Source organism: Sporolactobacillus caesalpiniae (assembly GCF_040513385.1).
Classification (GTDB): Bacteria; Bacillota; Bacilli; order Bacillales; family Sporolactobacillaceae; genus Sporolactobacillus.
In genome coordinates this window covers 265,254-281,529 of the sequence record NZ_JBEVCB010000004.1, presented here as the reverse complement: position 1 = coordinate 281,529, position 16,276 = coordinate 265,254, and the positions used below count along the sequence as shown (strand labels likewise).

At 46.3% G+C, this 16,276-nt stretch carries 14 protein-coding genes; 13 read left to right on the top strand and 1 reads right to left on the bottom strand.

Annotation, left to right across the window (positions count from 1 at the left end; translation table 11 throughout):
- Positions 1–121: 121 nt before the first annotated feature.
- Complete coding sequence (locus ABWW58_RS09755; RefSeq protein WP_353868951.1) at positions 122–691, bottom strand: HAD hydrolase-like protein; 570 nt, start codon at positions 689–691, stop codon at positions 122–124.
- A 354-nt stretch (positions 692–1,045) separates the two neighbouring features.
- On the opposite strand from ABWW58_RS09755, the gene ABWW58_RS09750 reads away from it, so the two are divergent.
- The 13 genes from ABWW58_RS09750 (at position 1,046) to ABWW58_RS09690 (ending at position 16,199) form a co-directional block, all read left to right on the top strand.
- On the top strand, positions 1,046–1,333 hold the full coding sequence (locus tag ABWW58_RS09750; protein WP_093674410.1) for a YerC/YecD family TrpR-related protein: 288 nt from the start codon (positions 1,046–1,048) through the stop codon (positions 1,331–1,333).
- 160 nt (positions 1,334–1,493) lie between these two features.
- Entirely contained in the window at positions 1,494–3,722 is a 2,229-nt protein-coding gene (gene pcrA, locus ABWW58_RS09745) for a DNA helicase PcrA (RefSeq protein WP_353868950.1), read from the top strand.
- A 446-nt stretch (positions 3,723–4,168) separates the two neighbouring features.
- The gene (ligA, locus tag ABWW58_RS09740; protein ID WP_353868949.1) at positions 4,169–6,172 is read left to right on the top strand and encodes an NAD-dependent DNA ligase LigA; all 2,004 of its coding nucleotides are present in this window, start codon (positions 4,169–4,171) and stop codon (positions 6,170–6,172) included.
- A gap of 13 nt (positions 6,173–6,185) precedes the next feature.
- Entirely contained in the window at positions 6,186–7,379 is a 1,194-nt protein-coding gene (locus ABWW58_RS09735) for a CamS family sex pheromone protein (protein ID WP_353868948.1), read from the top strand.
- A 210-nt stretch (positions 7,380–7,589) separates the two neighbouring features.
- A complete protein-coding gene (locus ABWW58_RS09730; RefSeq protein WP_353868947.1) occupies positions 7,590–8,051 on the top strand; it encodes an Lrp/AsnC family transcriptional regulator in 462 nt (153 codons plus the stop codon).
- Between the two features lie 10 nt (positions 8,052–8,061).
- On the top strand, positions 8,062–8,685 hold the full coding sequence (locus ABWW58_RS09725) for a LysE family translocator (protein ID WP_353868946.1): 624 nt from the start codon (positions 8,062–8,064) through the stop codon (positions 8,683–8,685).
- A 133-nt stretch (positions 8,686–8,818) separates the two neighbouring features.
- Positions 8,819–9,115 (top strand): Asp-tRNA(Asn)/Glu-tRNA(Gln) amidotransferase subunit GatC, encoded by a 297-nt coding sequence (gatC, locus tag ABWW58_RS09720; RefSeq protein WP_093674421.1) that lies wholly within the window; start codon positions 8,819–8,821, stop codon positions 9,113–9,115.
- Between the two features lie 25 nt (positions 9,116–9,140).
- The gene (gene gatA, locus ABWW58_RS09715) at positions 9,141–10,601 is read left to right on the top strand and encodes an Asp-tRNA(Asn)/Glu-tRNA(Gln) amidotransferase subunit GatA (protein ID WP_353868945.1); all 1,461 of its coding nucleotides are present in this window, start codon (positions 9,141–9,143) and stop codon (positions 10,599–10,601) included.
- The gene (gatB, locus tag ABWW58_RS09710) at positions 10,598–12,034 is read left to right on the top strand and encodes an Asp-tRNA(Asn)/Glu-tRNA(Gln) amidotransferase subunit GatB (RefSeq protein WP_353868944.1); all 1,437 of its coding nucleotides are present in this window, start codon (positions 10,598–10,600) and stop codon (positions 12,032–12,034) included. Before gatA ends, gatB begins: the two co-directional genes overlap by 4 nt.
- A gap of 66 nt (positions 12,035–12,100) precedes the next feature.
- Positions 12,101–12,277: a hypothetical protein gene (locus ABWW58_RS09705; protein WP_353868943.1), complete on the top strand. Its 177-nt coding sequence runs from the start codon at positions 12,101–12,103 to the stop codon at positions 12,275–12,277.
- Between the two features lie 294 nt (positions 12,278–12,571).
- A complete protein-coding gene (locus ABWW58_RS09700) occupies positions 12,572–13,513 on the top strand; it encodes a diacylglycerol kinase (RefSeq protein WP_353868942.1) in 942 nt (313 codons plus the stop codon).
- Between the two features lie 320 nt (positions 13,514–13,833).
- Positions 13,834–15,210 carry a 23S rRNA (uracil(1939)-C(5))-methyltransferase RlmD gene (gene rlmD / locus ABWW58_RS09695; RefSeq protein ID WP_353868941.1) on the top strand — a complete coding sequence of 459 codons (1,377 nt, stop codon included), beginning with the start codon at positions 13,834–13,836 and terminating at the stop codon, positions 15,208–15,210.
- A gap of 122 nt (positions 15,211–15,332) precedes the next feature.
- Entirely contained in the window at positions 15,333–16,199 is an 867-nt protein-coding gene (locus ABWW58_RS09690) for a metallophosphoesterase family protein (RefSeq protein ID WP_353868940.1), read from the top strand.
- The last annotated feature ends 77 nt before the right edge of the window (positions 16,200–16,276 follow it).

Sequence of the window (16,276 nt, the reverse complement as noted above, 5' to 3'; positions counted from 1 at the left end):
ACGATCACGTCTCCGGCGGGAGGCATTTTTTATTAAACAGACCGATAAAGTTGTAGAAGAGACCGATAAATACGCGAAACAGACCGATAAATTTGTAGAAGAGACCGATAAACGTATTTAATCAAACGCACAGGTGCACGCGATCAAAGAACTCTTCATAACTGCCCAGATAAAAGTCCGCACCGGGCGCATCATTTTGAAACAGGCATGTTTTCTTGCCCAGCTTTTTAGCAGGAATAATATCCAGCGTGCGGTCGCCAATCGCCAAATCAAAACCATGGTGCTCATCCAAATAGATATAAGCGGCAGGATCAGGCTTGCGCGGGAAGCCGTTGTCTCGCGTCACAAGTTCGCTGAAATAGCTGTCCAGCTGATAATGCTTTAAAATTTGAATGAGTGAACCACGGCTTTTGTGCGTCATAATTACATTTTTATTGGCAGCAGCGAGAATTTTTTCAACAAATGGAAAGGGCCTAAATGTATCTGCTGGACAGCTTCTGACCAGTTGATGGTAGCGGCGAGTCTGCTCCTGACTAACTTGAAATGTCTCAAGTGCGGTACTCTCTGATATTTTTAACTGTCTATAAATGTCCTGCTCATTAACGTTATTTTCAAGCACTTGTTTCAAGAGTTTTGCATAAACAGGATACGTATCAAAGATCGTCCCGTCAAAATCCCACAAAATATTCACATCAATCACGTCCTCAGGCAGTAGAATCATTAATTATCTATAGGCTAACATAACATCGATGAAACCGTAAACATTTGATTTTAACACGCTGAAGTAGTTCGAATAATGAATTTCGCGCGGTGAAGAATGAAATCATTTTTTGCTTCGACTTTATCCCTACGCCTATTTGATGTAATATGTTAAAAGGAATGCTTATGCAAGTTTGAGAGATCACTATACATTCAAACTGAACTAGATAAAGATGTATCTGCTCCGGGTAGATTTTATGTAATAGATCGGCAAGGCATGATATAAGTGAGAACAGAATCGATGATGAAATGATTGATTTTACTGATGAGAAAGGAATGGACAAGGTTGCAAATTGATAAATTAAGAGGCAAAGCTCTTGATCAGCTGTTTGACGCCATCCTGACATTGAAAGATCGTGAGGAATGCTACCAGTTTTTTGATGATCTATGCACAATGGGCGAGATTCAATCATTGTCGCAACGGCTTGAGGTGGCGAGAATGCTGATGACAGGACAAACCTATCACCAGATTGAAGAAGAGACAGGAGCCAGCACGGCGACTATTTCCAGAGTAAAGCGCTGCATCAACTTTGGTGCGGATGGCTATAAAATGGCACTTAATCGATTGGAATAATAAAAAGAAACGGGTTGTTTCTCGTTTCAAGTGAAAAATGATCTATTGAGGCGGCGATATTCTGGGGAAACAGTGAATACAGAATGCGCCGACTTTGCATTTTGCGTGCGATTTTTCCATGATGTGTTACTAAGCGACTCTATTTTAGGAAGTGATAGCGATGGAACGACTTTCACAGGAACTGCTCGAAGGACTTAACCCGGAACAACTAAAGGCGGTCAAGCACCACGCGGGTCCGCTTTTGATTATGGCCGGCGCGGGAAGCGGTAAGACACGCGTGCTGACCCATCGCATGGCATACTTAATGATTGAGCGTGACATCGCGCCATGGAATATTCTGGCGATCACGTTCACGAATAAAGCGGCAAAAGAAATGAGGGAACGCCTTTCCGGTCTCGCGGGACCACTCGTTGAAGACACATGGGTGTCCACCTTCCACTCGATGTGCGTACGGATTTTGCGCCGTGACATCGACCGTATGGGGGTTAGCCGCAATTTTACGATCTTAGACAGCACCGATCAGTTATCGGTTGTGAAACAAACGCTCAAAGAGCACAATTTGGATCCGAAAAAATTCACGCCACGTGGCATTTTAGGCGCAATCAGCGCTGCCAAAAACGAATTGAAGACAGCTGCAGACTTTGCAAAAACCGCTCAGGGACCCTTTGAAGAGGTCGTCCGCGATGTCTACAAAGATTATGAGAAGAAGCTGCTTCAGAACCAGTCACTTGATTTCGATGATCTAATCATGACGACGGTGCACCTGTTCCAGCGCGTGCCGGAAGTCCTGGAATTCTATCAAAAGAAGTTTCAGTACATCCATGTTGATGAGTATCAGGATACGAACCGTGCCCAATATCTGCTCGTGCACATGCTCGCCGACCGTTTTAAGAACCTATGTGTTGTCGGTGATTCCGATCAATCGATCTACGGCTGGCGTGGTGCGGACATTCATAACATTCTATCATTCGAGGAAGACTACCCGAATGCGCAAGTGATTAAATTGGAACAAAATTATCGATCGACGAAGATGATTCTTGACGCTGCGAACCATGTGATCGAGAACAACCATGATCGCAAGCCGAAGAACCTGTGGACGGAAAATGCTGACGGCAATAAAATCGCGTACTATCGGGCGCCGACAGAACGTGAAGAAGGCTATTACGTTGCCGGAAAGATGCGGGAGCTCTTTAATGATGGATTCAAATATTCCGAGCTTGCTGTGCTCTATAGAACGAACGCCCAATCACGTGTGATTGAAGAGACACTGGTCAAGTCGAACATACCGTATCGAATGGTCGGCAGTATCAAATTCTACGACCGCAAAGAAATTAAAGATATACTCGCTTATCTGCGGCTGATCGCGAATCCGAATGATGAAATCAGTTTGGCACGCGTGATTAACGAACCGAAGCGAGGCATCGGTGCTTCCTCCATGGATAAGCTTGCTGATTATGCGATCTCAGGGGATCTCTCATTGATGCAGGCGATCGATGATGTGGAACAGACCGGCATCGCGGCGAGAACAGCAGGTAAAATGAAAGCCTTCGCTGAAATGATCATGAATTGGTCCAAAATGCAGGAATTCCTGTCTGTGACCGAGCTTGTTGACGATGTATTGGACAAATCCGGCTATCGTGATGCGCTCAAAGCAGAACGGACGATCGAAGCGCAGAGCCGTCTGGAAAACCTCGATGAATTGCTGTCGGTGACGAAGGAATTCGAAAGTGCGCATGATGATAAATCCCTCATTAATTTTCTGACCGAGCTCGCGCTTGACGCCGATATAGACGATCAGGAAGATCAAGCCCCACAAGATGCGGTAACGTTGATGACCCTTCACTCGGCCAAGGGACTGGAATTTCCGATTGTCTTTCTTGTCGGCATGGAAGAAGGTATTTTTCCGCATATGCGTTCCTTGGATGATCCTGAGGGAATGGAAGAGGAGCGGCGCTTGGCGTATGTTGGCATTACGCGGGCGAAGAAGCAGCTGTTCTTGACAAGTGCGCAGGTACGCATGCTTTATGGCAATACGATCACTAATCCCGCGTCACGTTTTATTAAGGAAATTCCAAAAGACCTTATTGAACAGGAAGACTCAGAAGAACAGATGATTTCCGGCGGTTTCGCATCGAAGTCTGCATCTGGATCACCTTTCAGCAGGCGATCCGCAGCACCAGTTTCTCAATCACGGCCAATTCTTCAGAAAAGAGCGCAGCATAATGAAACATGGAGCGCCGGCGACAAGGTCACGCACAAAAAGTGGGGTCAAGGAACCATTGTGGCGACTCGGGGAAGCGGAGACAGCGTCGAACTGGATATTGTCTTCCCAAGTCCGGTTGGGTTGAAACGATTGCTTGGCGCATTTGCTCCGATTGAGAAAGTGTGACCGGGTCATAATAGGTTATATAATAATCAAGTTTTCTAACAGTATAAAAGAGGTCTGAGAAATAAGCGGAAAAATTCCGCTTATTTAGAGAATGAACGAAAAAGTAGCTTAAATAGACGGAGAAATTCCGCTTATCGAATCAAAAAACGTGAAAATGGAAGGTTTTTCTGTGAATAACCGGAAAAATTCCCCTTATTTACCTGAGAAACAAGCGCCATGATGCATATAACCGGAAAATCTCCGCTTATTTTACTCGTTACTTAATTAAGGACCAAAATGATTTATTAGAAGCTTGCCGATTGGCAAGCTTCTGGCAAAGCCAAGTTTTCTAATAGTAAACAAAATGTGGAATAGAATCGTATTAGGAAAACAATACCGTGGACACGCCGAAATGCGCGTCATAGGCAGGTTTTCTTCATACTAATGGTATAAAGGAGCAACAAATCATGGTTGAGCGACTGCCCCAACACGTCATGGATCTGCATCAGCAATTAAATCAGTATAGCTACGAGTACTATGTGGAGGACAATCCAAGTGTGCCCGACAGTGAGTATGATCGGCTTATGAACGAGCTGATCGCCCTGGAGAAGGAGCACCCGGAGTGGATTACGCCGGATTCACCAACTCAGCGAGTAGGCGGAGAACCGCTCAAGGCATTTACGAAGGTGACGCATGATCTTCCGATGCTCAGCCTCGGTGATGTGTTCAGCGAAGAGGAACTGCTGGATTTTGATCGCCGCGTCAGGCAGGCAGTCGGAGATGATGTCACTTATGTCTGCGAATTGAAAATTGATGGACTGGCGGTTTCGCTCACCTATGAAAAAGGTGAATTTGTGCTCGGCGCAACACGTGGGAACGGGACCATCGGAGAAGACATCACGAATAATTTAAAGACCGTCCGCTCCTTGCCGCTTGTGCTCCCGGAACCGATTGATATTGAGGTGCGCGGAGAGGCCTATATGCCGAAGCGATCATTTGAGAAATTAAATGACGAACGAAGCCGAAATGGTGAGCCGCTGTTTGCCAATCCGCGCAACGCCGCGGCCGGCTCTCTAAGACAGCTCGATCCGAAAATATCGGCGAAAAGAAGGCTCTCTGTTTTTCTGTACAGCTCCGGTCGTTTTGACCGTGAGAAAATCAAAACGCACTACGGTCTGCTTGAAGCGATTCGCGAGCTGGGACTTCCGGTCAATCCGGAATCAAGACGTTGCAAAACGATGCAGGAAGTCTTTGATTATATCAAGGAATATACGGAAAAACGGGACGCACTTCCCTATGGCATTGACGGCATCGTGGTCAAAGTAGACGCAATGGATCAGCAGCGGCAGCTGGGCAACACGGTGAAGTCGCCGCGCTGGATGATCGCCTACAAATTTCCTGCGGAAGAAGTCGTGACAACACTCGAGGCTATTGAAGTCAGTGTCGGACGAACCGGTGCTGTAACGCCAACAGCGGTGCTTACTCCGGTGTCCGTTGCCGGAACAACGGTCAAAAGAGCATCGCTTCATAACGAAGACTTAATTCAGGAGAAAGATATACGTATTGGCGACCGCGTCGTGATTCGAAAAGCGGGAGACATAATACCTGAGGTCGTTAATGTGCTGACTGAACAGAGAACGGGTGATGAAGTCCCTTACGCAATGCCGACGACTTGCCCGGAATGCGGAAGTGAACTTGTTCGACTTGAAGAAGAAGTCGCGCTTCGCTGCATTAACCCGAAATGTCCGGCGCTGATTCGAGAAGGACTCATCCACTTTGTCTCGCGCGGTGCCATGAATATTGACGGATTAGGCGAAAAGGTGATCACGCAGCTTTTTGAAAAGAAGCTGATCGCCGATGTCGCCGATCTATATAAACTGAATCGTGCTGATCTGATCTCCATGGAACGCATGGGTGAAAAGTCGACCGATAATTTACTCAATGCGATTGAACACTCCAAGGAAAACTCTCTGGAACACTTGCTTTTCGGGCTGGGCATTCGTTACATTGGATCCAAGGCGGCCAAACTTTTAGCGCAAGCCTTTAAAGACATCCATACATTGGCGAACGCGGATATGGACGCACTCATCGCAGTCGATGAGATTGGCGAGAAGATGGCGGATTCGTTGATCATGTATTTTTCAAAGCCCGAAGTTGGCGCATTGATTAATGAACTGAAAAATGCCGGCGTAACGATGACGTATCTTGGCCCGGATCCTGAGACAGCCGCTCAATCCGATTCACCATTTAATGGTAAGACAGTCGTGTTAACCGGCAAATTGACGCAAATGACACGAACTGAGGCAAAAGAAGCGATTGAACAGCGCGGCGGCAAGGTGACCGGAAGTGTCAGTGCCAGCACGGACCTAGTCGTTGCAGGGGAAGCTGCCGGATCGAAGTTGAAAAAAGCGCAGGATCTTCAGATCGAGGTTTGGGATGAGGCGCATTTTGTGGAAATGCTCAAGGAATAGGGGATGCTCCAATATGAAATGGAAGAAAACAGCGGCGGCGGGCTCTGTCATTCTCGCCTTACAGCTCGTGCTTTCGGGGTGCTGGTTTAACAACGATTCGAATCATAATGTTGTGGATAACGGCAGTGGCAAGAGCGAGAATGCCAGTCTGATCCCAAGCAGGAACGATTCGGATTATCAAATGCTCAAACCCAAGTCCGGTACTTCGTCACGAGGCTATATCCAATATGGCCCGAAGAACCGTGTGGATATGGATCAGCTCGAGAGCGGATTGATGGACTTGTCAAAAAGTGTATTCAGTCCCGATAAATACGTTTTTCAGAGCGGACAATACCTCAAGGACTCGGATATTAATGGTATTCTTTACCGCAAAGGGTCCGAGCCAAAGAAGAGCGATAGTGAGGCTAAAGTTCTTCCCGGTCTGAATCCGGCACTTGGAAAAGGCAAGACGATTGTTGAAAAGTCAAAGAACAGTCCGAAATATATTAATTATGTATTGGAACAAAACTATCTGATGAAGAATAGTAAAAATCAATACAAGTTGAGCGGCGTATCGATTGCCGTATCGCTGAATTCTGTATATGCAGACAATATTACGTATAACGATAAAATTTATCCGGTTTCTGAAAAGCTGAAACAAGCGAAAGTCAAGGCATGGGGAAAGGCCCATGCGCAACAAATTTTGCAACGGATCAGAAGCCTTCCAGGGTTGCAGCAGGTACCGATTTTTATGACGTTATACCTTACGGCAGCGCCCCAATCCTATGTATCCGGTGACTTCTTTGCAAAAACGGAAATAGCCGCCAACTCAAGTTCCATTGATAAATGGACCAATGTTGCTGAACATCATGTGTTGTTCCCGTCGGACAGCGCAACGAGCAATTATAAAGATGATTTAGACAAATTCAATCAATTCAAGACCGATGTGCAAAAGTATTACCCGAACTATGTGGGTGTGATTGGGAAAGGATTCTATCAGAATAAAGAGCTGCATGATATGACGCTCGAAATTAACTTTAATAAGTTTGTCGATAAGACAGAAATGATTGGTTTTACCAACTATGTGACATCCCTAGTCAAGAATCGAATGCGTTTTGCGCGCAGTGTCCCAATCCATATCTACATTACAACAGGCGACACACCTGAAGCCCTAATTGAACAAACAAATGATATGGACAAACCCTATGTTCACATCTTTCAACAGTAAATACGACTAACCATGAGAAACCGCTATTGGCGGTTTTTTTCTATGCAAAGGCAGAAGAAGTCTACTTTTTCATATGCAAACCACACAAAGTTTGTACTGCTAATTTCAATTGAAATTCCACGATATTTAAAATATAATTAAACCAAGTGAAAATACAGTGTATAATTAATAATACTAAAATAAAACTTTATAAAACAAGGCGGCGATCGATTGGATACTCTTGATTTAAAATTACTTCGCACATTAATGAAGCATGGTCGAGCGACCTGGTCCGATCTTGCTGCCAAAATTGAGATGTCCTCGCCCGCCGTGGCGGAACGCGTGCGACGTCTAGAAGAAAAGGGCGTGATTAAAACATATGAAGCGGTCATCGATCCGGAACTTGTCGGTAATACATGTACAGCTTTCATAGCAGTGACCCTAGAAAAAACCGAACAGCGTGCAGCATTCCTTGAATTGATCCATGAGTTGGTCGAAGTTCAGGAATGTCATCATATTGCGGGTGACTACGATTATTTGCTTAAGGTACGTGCACGTGACACCAAAGATCTGGATCGCGTCATCAGCAGTGAATTGAAAAAGCTGCCGGGCGTGAAAACACGGACAACCATTGTCATGAATTCACTAAAAGAAACGGCGCAGCTCCCGATTCACGCCGACCGCTTTTCATAAGGCGCCATTTATGGATCTGTTCATTTATTTAAAAGGGCTTCTCTTAGGCTTCGCGATCGCCGCACCCGTCGGTCCGATTGGTGTCCTCTGTATCCGTCGAACGCTGGTTTTCGGCAGACTTCGTGGCTTGCTGTCCGGCCTAGGCGCAGCGAGCGCAGACGCCATTTATGGTGCAATCGCCGCATTTGGACTGACGGTTGTATCTCACTTTTTGCTTGATCAGCAGATTTGGCTGCATGTGCTTGGCGGCTGCTTTCTCTTCCTTCTCGGTGTCCGGACGTGGCGATCAAAAGTTGCGGACAAACCGCCGAACATCGCAGGAAGCAGGCAGTTCTTCAGTGCTTACACAACAACATTTGTGCTGACGCTGACCAATCCAATGACCATTCTCTCGTTCATCAGCATCTTTGCGGGCGTAGGAATAGCTTCCGGCGAGGTACGCTCATCCCTTTTCCTAGTTTTCGGCATTTTTTGCGGTTCTGCTGCTTGGTGGCTGCTGTTGAGTGTATGTGTCGGTCATTTTCGGGAAAAGATGGACAAAAAGATGCTGATCTGGGTGAATCGTTTATCTGCCGGCATCATTATCGGTTTTGGAATGCTTTCATTGTGGCAAGCCATAGGATATTGGCATTAAGGAAACTTGCGTCAAATCGAATTGTTTCAGCGCCGCGGTTATTGCATAGTGTCAATGGTATTTGATATGATTAGAACAGTGTTGGAATTTGCCAAGAGGTGGCAAATGAAGCCGATTGGCGGAGGTGAAAATGATGAGCAGGATCAACGAAGATCAGGTAAAATACGTGGCTAATTTGGCGCGTCTGTCTTTTACTGATCAGGAAATAAAGACGTTTACAACGCAGCTGGATGATATTATTGGTTTTGCCGAACAGCTGAATGAGCTGGATACACAAGGCATTGAACCGACGACCCACGTCCTTGATATGTATAATGTCATGCGCGAGGATGTTGTGGAACCGTCTCTGCCGCGCGAAGAAGCGCTCAAGAATGCACCGGTTCAAGAAGACGGACAAGTTAAAGTGCCGCTGATTATGGAAGCGGACTGATAGAAGCAGAAGGAGGATAACAGAGATGCCACTTTTTGAAGAAGGCCTTGTGTCTTTATCTCAAAAGTTACATAACAAAGAAATCAAGGCATCCGATCTTGTCGACGAAGCGTTCGCGCGTATTCATGAAGTTGATGGGGATGTGCAGGCGTTTCTGACCTTGAATGAAGAAGCTGCCCGCAGCGAAGCGAAGGCCCTTGATGAGAACGGAACGGCAGATAGCGCAATTCTTTCAGGCATGCCGATCGGACTGAAAGACAACATGGTGACAAAGGGACTGAAAACCACATGTTCCAGCCATATTCTTGAAAACTACGATCCGCTCTATGATGCTACCGTAGTGGAAAAAGTTAAGACACAAAAGGCAATTACAATCGGAAAATTAAACATGGACGAGTTCGCCATGGGCTCCTCAACCGAAACATCATTTTTTGCGAAAACAAAAAATCCATGGGATCTGCAGCGTGTTCCGGGCGGCTCCAGCGGCGGCTCTGCCGCAGCCGTTGCAGCGGGCGAAGTGCTGTTCGCATTAGGAACAGATACTGGCGGCTCAATCCGTCAGCCATCCGCATTTTGCGGCGTAGTCGGCATGAAGCCAACGTACGGTCGTGTGTCGCGTTACGGGCTTGTCGCATTTGCTTCATCCTTGGATCAAGCCGGACCGATTACTCGGACCGTCGAAGACAATGCCTACCTGCTTGAAACCATCGCCGGTCTTGACCGCCATGATTCAACGAGCGCCGATGTCGCTGTACCGCATTATGCTGCGGCACTCACCGGCGACATCAAAGGCCTCCGAGTTGCTGTTCCAAAAGAATATCTGGGTGAGGGCATTGATGAATCCGTAAAGGCAAACATCCGCGCTGCGATCAAGCAGCTCGAATCGTTAGGTGCCGTTGTTGACGAAGTATCGCTCCCTCATTCTAAATATGCTGTTCCTGCCTATTATATTATTGCTTCATCTGAAGCATCAGCCAACCTCGCTCGTTTTGACGGGGTGCGCTATGGCGTTCGCGCAGAAACAAATGATTTGATCGAGATGTACAAGAAATCAAGAAGCGAAGGCTTCGGCGACGAAGTGAAGCGCCGGATTATGCTTGGCACTTTCGCCTTGAGCTCCGGTTACTACGATGCTTATTATAAAAAAGCGCAGCAAGTGCGTACGTTGATCAAGCAGGACTTTGAGAAAGTGTTCAAGGATCATGACATTATTGTCGGGCCGACAACGCCAACGACTGCTTTCAAGATCGGCGAAAACATCGATGATCCGTTGACGATGTACGCGAACGACCTTCTGACTATTCCGGTTAACCTTGCCGGCATTCCGGCAATCAGTCTGCCATGCGGACTCGCAAACGGACTGCCGGTCGGTCTGCAGATGATCGGCCGACCGTTCGGCGAAGAGACGTTGTATCGCGCCGCGCATGCTTATGAACAAACGGCCGGATTCACATTAACGCCTGCCAAAGGGGCGATGAGCAAATGAGTAATTTTGAAACAGTCATCGGGCTTGAAGTCCATGTTGAATTGAAAACGAAGACGAAAGCGTTCTGCGGCTGCGCAAACCAGTTCGGCTCAGAACCGAATACAAATACATGTCCTATTTGTCTCGGACACCCGGGTGTGCTTCCTATTCTGAATCATGAAGCGGTTGATTATGCAATTAAAGCCGCTCTTGCTCTAAATTGCGAGATTTCCCGAGAGACGAAATTCGATCGGAAGAATTACTTCTATCCGGATAACCCGAAGGCCTATCAGATTTCTCAGTTTGATCAACCGATCGGTCGCAATGGGTACATCGAAATTGAAATCGACGGCGAAAAGAAACGGATAGGTGTCCACCGTCTTCACTTGGAAGAAGATGCCGGAAAGCTGAACCACTTGGAGGACGGTTCCGGTTCACTTGTCGACTTCAACCGTGTCGGCACACCGCTGATCGAAATCGTTTCCGAAGCGGATATGCGCGACCCTAAAGAAGCGTACGCGTATTTGGAAAAGCTGAAAGCGATCATGCAATATATCGATGTGTCCGACGTTAAGATGGAAGAAGGCTCGCTTCGCTGCGATGCCAACATCTCGATTCGTCCCTACGGACAGACAACATTTGGTACTAAGACGGAACTGAAGAACCTGAACTCATTCACGTTTGTTGAAAAAGGGCTCGCTTATGAAGAACGACGCCAGGAACGCGTGCTTCTCTCAGGTGGCGAAGTTGTTCAGGAAACACGCCGCTACAATGACGCGACCAAGACAACAACGGTCATGCGTGGAAAAGAAGGCTCCGATGATTACCGCTACTTCCCGGAACCGGATATCATTAAACTGAAAATCGATCAAGAGTGGATCGACCGCATTCAGTCCGAAATTCCGGAATTGCCGGATGCGCGCCAGAAGCGCTATGTCGAAGACCTTGGTCTACCGGAATATGATGCGATAGTGCTCACTCAGACGAAGACGATGTCCGACTTTTTCCAAGAAGCTGTTGCCGAGGGTGCCGACGCCAAGCTCGTGTCGAACTGGCTAATGGGCGACGTGTCCGCATACTTGAACAGCAAGTACATGACCATTGACCAAGTGCCAATGAAGGCAAAGGATTTGGCCAAGCTGGTTAAACTGATTGAAAAAGGCACGATTTCCAGCAAGATCGCCAAGAAGGTCTTCAAGGATCTGATCGAAAAAGGCGGCGATCCGGAAGAAATCGTTAAAGCTAAAGGTCTTGTTCAGATCTCTGATGAAGGCGCGCTGCGCGATATGCTGGCGCCAATTCTCGAAGCTAACAAGCAATCAATGATCGACTACAAGAACGGCAAAGACCGCGCGCTCGGATTCCTTGTCGGCCAAGTCATGAAACAGACGCATGGCAAAGCCAATCCGAAAATGGTCAACAAGATCATTCTTGATGAAGTGAATAAGCTGTAAACCTTATGTATTGCAATAAAGATTACGGAAGCGGGACCCCTGTTGATCAGGAGTCTCGCTTTTTTTATGGCGAAAGGCAAAGCACTCGATAAATTCGCAGAAATGTTCGATAAATCTGTGAAGGTGCTCGATAAACTTTTCAAGGTGCTCGATAAATCTGTAGAAACGCTCAATAAATCAAAATTAGGCGGTTGCCGTCCACAAATGACCTCCAATTATATATATGCGGCTGGTTGTGCATGAATTTTTTCACAGGATCGATTTTGATTTTAAAAATCGTTTACAATATAATAAAATAAGAAAGCTGAGTACCGCGAAATTCATCAGCTTCTATTTAAGTAAACGCATCCAAATAGTATACTGAATCAGATAATAGTGATTAGTGATCATCTGAATCGGACACAATGAATTGAGAATGATCGTAGATTAGTCTAGTGAAATAGTTCATACGGCATAAGAATTGAGCCGACATGAGTAGGCTCCTTTTGTGTTTCAACACACGAATATCTTTATACAGAGATTGATTGGGTGATAATCATGAAGAAGGCTAGAATCATTTATAATCCTACGTCAGGACGGGAGCTTGCGAAAAAAAACATCGCCTATATCCTTGACCGGCTTGAAGATGCGGGATACGAAGCGTCCGCCTACGCGACCAAAAGGGAAGGGGACGCGACCAAAGCCGCCCACAAAGCGGTCAAGCGGAAATTCGACCTTGTTGTCGCGGCTGGCGGCGATGGCACCATTAATGAAGTGATTAGCGGACTTGCTGAGATGGACTACCGCCCGAAGCTCGGAATCTTGCCTTTAGGTACAACCAACGATTTTGCCCGGGCTATCGGTATACCGCGTGACATCGTCAAAGCCTGCAATGTACTGTGCGACGGTCACGAGATGCCAATTGATATTGGGAAAGTCAACGACCGTTATTTCGTGAACATTGCCGGCGGCGGTAAGCTGACGGAGCTGACCTACGACGTACCAAGCAAACTGAAAACGATGATCGGTCAATTAGCCTATTTTATTAAGGGCATCGAAATGCTCCCATCAATCCGGCCGATCAAAGTCAAAATTGATTATGACGACCGCACCTTTGAGGGCGATATCATGCTTTTCCTCGTCTCCAACAGCAATTCGGTCGGCGGATTTGAAAAATTAGCGCCGGATGCCAAGATGAATGACGGCCTATTTGATCTCATCATTTTGAAGGCGGCGAATCTCGCAGAATTTATTCGCCTCGCGTCCATGGCGACACGCGGCGAGCATATGAAAGATCCGAAAGTCATCTACGCACAGGCAAGCCGAATCAAAATCGAGGCTGAAGAGAAAATGCAGCTCAATATCGACGGCGAATACGGCGGCGACCTTCCCGGCGAAATCGTCAATCTTTATCACCATCTCCATCTGATGGTACCGAAAGAAACCGAGGATGCGCACCTTCTTGAATCCGAGCAGGAGATCAAGCAGCTTCAATCATAAAGCGACATTCAGACCAAAAATGTGCCATGAACTTTTTGAGGTTCATGGCATTTCGTATGAGGTGAGAAGCACTTGTTTTACCCTGTGTTTACCGCTATCTTATAAAGAGATGAACCGGCAGGACATGCAGATTGTCCGGAATGGACCGATAAAACGTGAAAAGAGACCGATAAATCTACGAAACGGACCGATAAATTCGCGGAACAGACCGATATTTTTCCAAAAGAGACCGATAAAATGTTGAAACAGACCGATAAAGCCTGCAGTACCCATATTCAGCGTATGCAGGCTAACCATATGACACGATTAGGAGTTCAAAAATGTCTGAATCCAATGTACCAGTAGCGAAAAATCAACAACTCGAGGTAACCTTCACCGACCTGACTCAAGACGGGTCCGGTGTCGCCAAGGTTGATGGCTATACATTATTCATTCCCGGCGGATTGCCCGGAGAAAAAGCAAAAATTCAAGTGACCAAAACCAAAAAAGGCTATGGTTATGGCCGTTTGCTTGAACTGACCGAGACCAGTGATCGTCGTGCCGAACCGCCATGTCCCTATTATCCGCAATGCGGCGGCTGCGCCATTCAACATATTAGCGCGGAAGGGCAGCTCGCTTACAAGCGAGAGATCGTCCAGAACGCATTGGAGCGGATCGGTGGTTTGACCGACATCGCCGTCGAACCAACCCTCGGTATGGACGAGCCGTGGAACTACCGCAATAAAATCCAGGTTCCGGTCGCCCAGCAAAATGGGAAATTCGCCTTTGGTTTTTACAAGAAACGCAGCCATGAGATTGTCACCATGGATCACTGCATGATCACCGATCCGCTCATTGATGAAATCGTACAGACTGCACGCCATATCGCCGAAGAAAACAAGGTCATGCCCTATGACGAAACCAAGCACCGCGGTGTCTTGCGCCACATTATGGCCCGTGTCGGCAAGAAAACCGGCGAGGTCATGGTTGTTTTTGTGACGCGCGGCGATGAACTGCCGCACCGCAAGACGTTGATCAAAGGACTGACCGAACACTATCCGCAGATTAAATCAATTGCTCATAACATCAATTCAAGGCGTACCAACGCGATTTTCGGCAATGAAACCAAAACCCTTTGGGGGCGCGATGTCATCTATGACCAAATCGGCGACGTTACATTCGCCATCTCAGCGCGCTCCTTCTTCCAGGTCAACCCGACCCAAACCGAAGTGCTCTACGGCAAAGCATTGGATTACGCCGGACTGACCGGAAAAGAAACAGTGATCGATGCCTACTGCGGCATTGGCACGATTTCCCTGTTCCTTGCCAAACAAGCAAAGCACGTCTACGGCGTAGAAATCGTTCCCGAAGCGATTGAAGATGCGCAGAAAAATGCCGAGCTCAACAAGATCACCAATGCCACCTTTGAAGTCGGAAAATCCGAAGACGTGATTCCAACATGGCGTGATCAAGGCATCGAACCAGACGTCATCGTTGTCGACCCGCCGCGCAAAGGCTGCGACGCCTCGCTGATCGACACGATGATCGCCATGCAGCCGGAGCGGATTGTCTATGTTTCCTGTAATCCGGCCACACTCGCCCGCGATCTCAAGATGCTCACCGCAGGCGGGTATCAGGTGAAAAAGGTGCAGCCAGTTGATATGTTCCCGCAGACGATGCATGTGGAGACAGTTTGCTTGATGTCGAAAAATAAATAATTTTATCATTCGAAGGCGTAATATCCAGGGTTTCCAGACTTTCGGTATGTGGCAAGTATGTTGAGAATGCGTACTGACTGTAAGATAGTTTCCAACATTTATTGTTAGGAGAATGCGAAAAAGTGAAAAAAATTGCAGTTATGGCGGATATTCACAGTAACAGTGAAGCTTTGAGAACATGTATTCATGAAGCAAGGAAGAGAAATGTGGATGAATTTATTTTTCTCGGAGATTATATTGGCGATATGGCATCTCCTCAAAGGACATTGGAATTGTTGAAGCAAATAGAAGAACAGTATCCATGTACATTTATTCGTGGCAACAAGGAGAATTATTGGATAGACCATAGAAGAAATTCTGATGAGGTATGGGAAAGTGGAAAGTCGTCAACTGGTATGTTGGCATATAATTACAGTCAGTTATCAAACTCAGATATCAATTTTTTTGAGAAACTTCCTATATCAGACATAATGCACTATGATGGATATCCAGATATTACAATTTGTCATGGTTCACCCTCAAAAGTAAATCAGAGCATGCGTCCTGACTGTGATTATATTGATGAACTGATGGATGAGATACCGACTGATCTTGTGCTTTGTGGACACTTTCATATACAGATGAATTATAAGAGAAAAGGAAAACAAATTATTAATCCAGGGGCGGTAGGCGTTCCACTTCACAGTGAAGGGAAAACTCAATTTATGATTTTGCATGGTAATCAAGGAGTTTGGAGTCCAGAGTTCATTTCACTTCATTATGATCGAGAAAGAGTTATTAAAGATATGGAACTTGAAAAATTGGATATAAAAGCTCCTGGATGGTATAAAATAACAAAGCATTTACTCATGACAGGTGAAATTTCACACGTAACAGTTGTTCAAAAAGTTATGGATTTGTATTTTAGAGAATCAGGTAAATATGATTTAGATCAGATACCTGAAAATATTTGGAACAGAGTTATAGAAGAATTGTTTAGCTGCAAATAAAGATCTATAAATACAATGTATAACTATGTAGTTTCTAATACGAATATTGATATATTCCCTAGAACCTTTAAAAAAGT

What these genes read in the sequence shown, in the direction of transcription:
- pcrA (WP_353868950.1), top strand. Translation starts at nt 1,494, where the DNA reads ATGGAACGACTTTCACAGGAACTGCTCGAAGGACTTAACCCGGAACAA.
- ligA (WP_353868949.1), top strand. Translation starts at nt 4,169, where the DNA reads ATGGTTGAGCGACTGCCCCAACACGTCATGGATCTGCATCAGCAATTA.
- ABWW58_RS09735 (WP_353868948.1), top strand. Translation starts at nt 6,186, where the DNA reads ATGAAATGGAAGAAAACAGCGGCGGCGGGCTCTGTCATTCTCGCCTTA.
- ABWW58_RS09725 (WP_353868946.1), top strand. Translation starts at nt 8,062, where the DNA reads ATGGATCTGTTCATTTATTTAAAAGGGCTTCTCTTAGGCTTCGCGATC.
- gatC (WP_093674421.1), top strand. Translation starts at nt 8,819, where the DNA reads ATGAGCAGGATCAACGAAGATCAGGTAAAATACGTGGCTAATTTGGCG.
- gatA (WP_353868945.1), top strand. Translation starts at nt 9,141, where the DNA reads ATGCCACTTTTTGAAGAAGGCCTTGTGTCTTTATCTCAAAAGTTACAT.
- gatB (WP_353868944.1), top strand. Translation starts at nt 10,598, where the DNA reads ATGAGTAATTTTGAAACAGTCATCGGGCTTGAAGTCCATGTTGAATTG.
- ABWW58_RS09705 (WP_353868943.1), top strand. Translation starts at nt 12,101, where the DNA reads ATGGCGAAAGGCAAAGCACTCGATAAATTCGCAGAAATGTTCGATAAA.
- ABWW58_RS09700 (WP_353868942.1), top strand. Translation starts at nt 12,572, where the DNA reads ATGAAGAAGGCTAGAATCATTTATAATCCTACGTCAGGACGGGAGCTT.
- rlmD (WP_353868941.1), top strand. Translation starts at nt 13,834, where the DNA reads ATGTCTGAATCCAATGTACCAGTAGCGAAAAATCAACAACTCGAGGTA.